The 4206-nt window shown below is 41.8% G+C and carries 6 protein-coding genes; 2 read left to right on the forward strand and 4 right to left on the reverse strand.

Annotation, left to right across the window (positions count from 1 at the left end; translation table 11 throughout):
• Positions 1–423: 423 nt before the first annotated feature.
• From LC574_RS29115 to LC574_RS29130, 4 genes are all read right to left on the reverse strand, one after another.
• The gene (locus tag LC574_RS29115; protein WP_229457109.1) at positions 424–762 is read right to left on the reverse strand and encodes a CpeR family transcriptional regulator; all 339 of its coding nucleotides are present in this window, start codon (positions 760–762) and stop codon (positions 424–426) included.
• Positions 672–866, reverse strand: a complete 195-nt coding sequence (locus LC574_RS29120) for a chromophore lyase CpcT/CpeT (RefSeq protein WP_229457110.1) — start codon at positions 864–866, stop codon at positions 672–674. The genes LC574_RS29115 and LC574_RS29120 overlap by 91 nt, the downstream gene beginning before the upstream one ends.
• Before the next feature lie 4 nt (positions 867–870).
• Complete coding sequence (locus tag LC574_RS29125) at positions 871–1044, reverse strand: hypothetical protein (RefSeq protein ID WP_229457111.1); 174 nt, start codon at positions 1042–1044, stop codon at positions 871–873.
• A gap of 210 nt (positions 1045–1254) precedes the next feature.
• Entirely contained in the window at positions 1255–1503 is a 249-nt protein-coding gene (locus LC574_RS29130; protein WP_229457112.1) for a hypothetical protein, read from the reverse strand.
• 942 nt (positions 1504–2445) lie between these two features.
• Here LC574_RS29130 and cysH point away from each other — a divergent pair.
• Both cysH and sbcD read left to right on the forward strand, forming a co-directional pair.
• Entirely contained in the window at positions 2446–3171 is a 726-nt protein-coding gene (gene cysH / locus LC574_RS29135; protein ID WP_229457114.1) for a phosphoadenosine phosphosulfate reductase, read from the forward strand.
• Positions 3172–3268: 97 nt separating this feature from the next.
• Positions 3269–4206: exonuclease subunit SbcD (gene sbcD, locus LC574_RS29140; protein ID WP_229457113.1), on the forward strand; the 938-nt coding region annotated here is incomplete at its 3' end.

Here is a 4206-nt window from a genome sequence, read left to right on the forward strand (position 1 = left end):
CCTCGAACTAAAGTTCTTTGGCTTTTAGCTAAAGTCTACTGAAGTAGACTAAAGATTTTTTGCTATATTTAGTCATCAAGAGATGACTTCCGCTATTAGCAAGGAACTGAAGTTCCTTGCGGGACATAGCTTTTACGTTAAGTTGACACGTATGCAACATGTTGTGCCCCTACGATTATCTGTACCTCACGCCTGTTGCAATCTGCTGTAAGTTATCAAGTTGTGGAGAGCTTTTTAGTTACATTCTCTAACAAACTTAGACGGCTAACTATTAATAACTAACAGCTAATCATCATAAAAAAATTAGCAATTAGACATTAACAATTAGCCGTCAACCCCCTTGGGGAGTATTTAAAATTCAAAACTTAATTTTGAATTGTAGTGTAAACGCCTGTCAGAAAGATTTCCGCAGGATAGTAACTCTCAAACACGCTCATCAAATTTAGTGTATGCACTACCAGATTTTATCCAGTATTGTTTCAAAGTATGATGAGGCGTATGCAAACTAGCTTTTGCCTGATATAAAATTACTTGGCGATGATCACCCATCCAAATTTTATTAATCGGTTCAACGGATATTACTGTTCCTCCTAAAGAAGCGACACATTGAGAGAATCTTTCAATGGTCGTATATTCTACTGTCTCGAAAATAAAAAAGTTGCCCGAACAAATCAAGTGGCGACTGCGAATCCAGCAGCGCATCTTTTTTTCAGCTTGTAGAGGTAACATTTTAGATTTAACAGATTCAAGCTGAATCGACATAAAGCGCTCACCGCACATAAATCATCAGCAAAACTTTCTCGTTTTTCAAACTGCAAAGGGCCAGAGGTTGGCCCCCATATTTGCTTGTGGGTTTCAATATCCATACCTTTATCTAGATTTATCCAAACAGATTTCTACTACCACCGTCGATAAGTCGGCGGATTGAGACTCAATGTCAGTGTTAGAAAGCACTTGTTCAAGGTGAGCGAATGCTAGATAATGATCGCTATGGTCCGATCGCGATCGTCCAATTGAAAGTTCAAAGGATTCAGTAATTTCCATTAGAAAAGTGGTTTGAAAAAGTAGCTTACAATCCAAAAGGTATCTTGGCTAAAAAGTTATTCTCCCAGCCTAGATACTAGCTTTATTAATCATAACCGCATTCAGAAGTGCTAAGTGCTGTTAGCGGATAGCTATAATTGGGGCAGTGCTGAGTTAAAAGTACTGAGTTATTATTCTCCTCGTTGTTCCCAGCCGCTTTTTCATCTATACTTAGGCAAATCTAAGCAACTTCAGTGATACTGATGATTTTGTCGTCCGTCCTATAAATGTTTTGGCGTTGCTCAAACGGTTACGCAGATTAGCTTTTTGCACTGCTCCGATGCCGAAGCCATAGTTACAGCTATTTTCAGGTAAATAGACCACGCGGTAGGGGTAAAGCGCATTGCTCATACGTGTCAACTTAACGTAAAAGCCATGTCCCGCAAGGAACTGAAGTTCCTTGCTAATAGTAAAAGTCATCTGAAGATGACTAAATAATCCGAAAAATCTTTAGTCTACTGAAGTAGACTTTAGCTATAAGCCCTGAAATTCATTTCTGGGCGGGCGTCGAAGCCAACAGATAAGCGATTTTTAGCTTAAGTTGACACCAATGAGCATTGCTAAACCCCTACGATAGATGTGGTTCAAATACATGAAAACTGCTGTAAGCCTAAAACTCTTTGTCAAAGTCAATTTTTTTAACGTAGACGCTGCATCGGCTTGCCGCAGGCTACCGCCAAGGACGCAAAGGACGCAAAGAGAAGAATCATATCATGTCCGCCTGATTAGTTATGATTCGGTGTATCTGTGCAAGAACTTGAAAACTCTTTCTCTCCCTGCTCCCAGCAAGAACTGCCCCCTGCCCCCTTGCAGTCCTAATGATAAGTCTTTAGCCGGACATGATAGACTACCAAGGGGACTATCTATGCTCTGCTCTTGCGCCATTTAAAATGGAAAGTAAAAGCCCCACTCAGTTTTGAGCAGGGCTATATGAAGTTTTATTGCGAAAATTAAAAATCTTTATCTTAGAAAAAGTTCATTATTGTAATTATGCTAACGCTGGTTAACATCATTAAAGCGCCCATGATCATAGATTCGCCTAAACGATTGGGGGATTTTGAAGTGTTCATTTAAGTAAAATCCTTTTTATTAATTGTTCCTTAACCATATCAAAATCAGTATAAATATCTATAAAAGCATTGTAAAACTTAAATTACCGTAAACTTTCTTAGTAAATACTGTTGTTCTTACTTATGTATTTGTTTTGACTGAATCCTAAAAATAGGACAACGCCCCATTCCCCATGCCGATAATGTAGTAATTTCCGAACAAAATAATTACCTCATTTCCGAGCGGAATACGCGCCTTGGTGAGGTAAAATAAATCTTAGTCAAGGTAAAAATATTTGAACAGAAGATTATGATGACAGTTTCCACGGCATCTAGAAACCAAGCGATCGCTTTTGATTTAGAAAAATTAAATCAGCAATTTGAAACGGCCACTCCCAAAGAAATACTGGCATGGTCTATAGAGAACATCCCAACGGGACTGGTGCAAACAAGCGCCTTTAACGTAGATGATATGATAATTACCCATATTCTTTACGGTGAACTGAAGCATCCAGTTCCTGTGATCTTTCTCGACACCTTGCACCACTTCCCTGAAAGCCTAGAATTAGTAGCCAAAGCCAAACAAATCTACAACCTGGATTTGCAAACTTTCAAAACTCCAGACGTAGACACCCGCGAAGCCTTTGAAGCCAAATATGGCGACAAACTCTGGGACAAAGATATTGCCCAATTCCACCACATTACAAAAATTGAACCACTGCTACGCGGTCTAGACGAACTCAACAGCGTCGCTTGGATCACCGGACGCCGCCGTGACCAAGCAGTAACCCGTGCGAATATGCCCATATTTGAATTAGACGGTAAAGGTCGGCTGAAAGTAAATCCTATAGCTACCTGGACACGCAAAGACAGTTGGGTTTACGTAGCTGAACACGGAGTCATCTACAACCCTCTACACGACAAAGGTTATCCCAGCATAGGCGACGAACCTATCACCACCAAAGTAGGCGAAGGCGAAGACGAACGCGCCGGACGTTGGCGGGGAAGTGATAAAACAGAATGTGGAATTCATATTTAGTCATTGGTCAGTAGAGACGCGATTAATCGCGTCTGTACAATGGTCATTAGTCATTAGTATTAAACAAAGGACAAATGACTAAGGACAAAGGACAAATATGATTAAAATCCTCCATCTCTCCGACATCCACATGGGAAGCGGCTTCTCCCACGGACGAATTAATCCCACGACTGGGTTAAATACACGATTGGAGGATTTTGTCAATACCTTGTCTATATGTATTGACCGAGCGCTGACAGATGCTGTTGATATGGTGATATTTGGTGGTGATGCTTTCCCGGATGCTACACCACCGCCTTATGTACAGCAAGCTTTTGCCAGCCAATTTCGCCGTCTCATGGATGCCAATATTCCAACAGTGTTGTTGGTAGGCAACCACGACCAACACTCCCAAGGACAGGGAGGCGCGAGTTTAAATATTTACCGCACTTTGGGAGTGCCAGGATTTGTTGTCGGTGATACATTAACTACTCACTGCATCGAAACCCGCAATGGTAAAGTGCAAGTAATTACCCTCCCTTGGCTCACCCGTTCCACCCTGATGACTCGCCAAGAGACTGAAGGTTCATCTTTGGCACAAGTCAACCAACTGTTAACGGAACGCCTGCGAGTTGTTCTAGAAGGGGAAATTCGCCATCTTGACCCCGATGTGCCAACTATCCTTTTGGCTCACTTGATGTCTGACAATGCTACCTTGGGCGCAGAACGCTTTTTGGCAGTGGGTAAAGGCTTTACTCTACCCTTATCTTTGCTGACGCGACCTTGTTTTGATTATGTAGCTTTGGGACACGTCCACCGCCACCAAAATCTGAATAAATCCAACAACCCGCCGGTGATTTATCCAGGGAGCATTGAGCGGGTAGATTTTAGTGAAGAAAAAGAAGACAAAGGCTATGTGATGATAGAACTAGAGCGGGGGAAGGTTGAATGGGAATTTTGTCCCTTAACAGTTCGGACTTTCCGCACCATTGAAGTGGATGTCTCGAAAGCAGATGATCCGCAAGGGGTGTTAATGAAAGCGATCGCTAAGTATGA

The sequence above is a fragment of the Nostoc sp. CHAB 5715 genome (genome assembly GCF_020829685.1).
Classification (GTDB): Bacteria; Cyanobacteriota; Cyanobacteriia; order Cyanobacteriales; family Nostocaceae; genus Nostoc.

Bases quoted from the DNA above. Each gene is read 5' to 3' on its own strand.
- cysH (WP_229457114.1), top strand. From the start codon at position 2,446: ATGACAGTTTCCACGGCATCTAGAAACCAAGCGATCGCTTTTGATTTA.
- LC574_RS29120 (WP_229457110.1), bottom strand. From the start codon at position 866: ATGGATATTGAAACCCACAAGCAAATATGGGGGCCAACCTCTGGCCCT.
- LC574_RS29115 (WP_229457109.1), bottom strand. From the start codon at position 762: ATGTCGATTCAGCTTGAATCTGTTAAATCTAAAATGTTACCTCTACAA.
- LC574_RS29125 (WP_229457111.1), bottom strand. From the start codon at position 1,044: ATGGAAATTACTGAATCCTTTGAACTTTCAATTGGACGATCGCGATCG.
- LC574_RS29130 (WP_229457112.1), bottom strand. From the start codon at position 1,503: ATGACTTTTACTATTAGCAAGGAACTTCAGTTCCTTGCGGGACATGGC.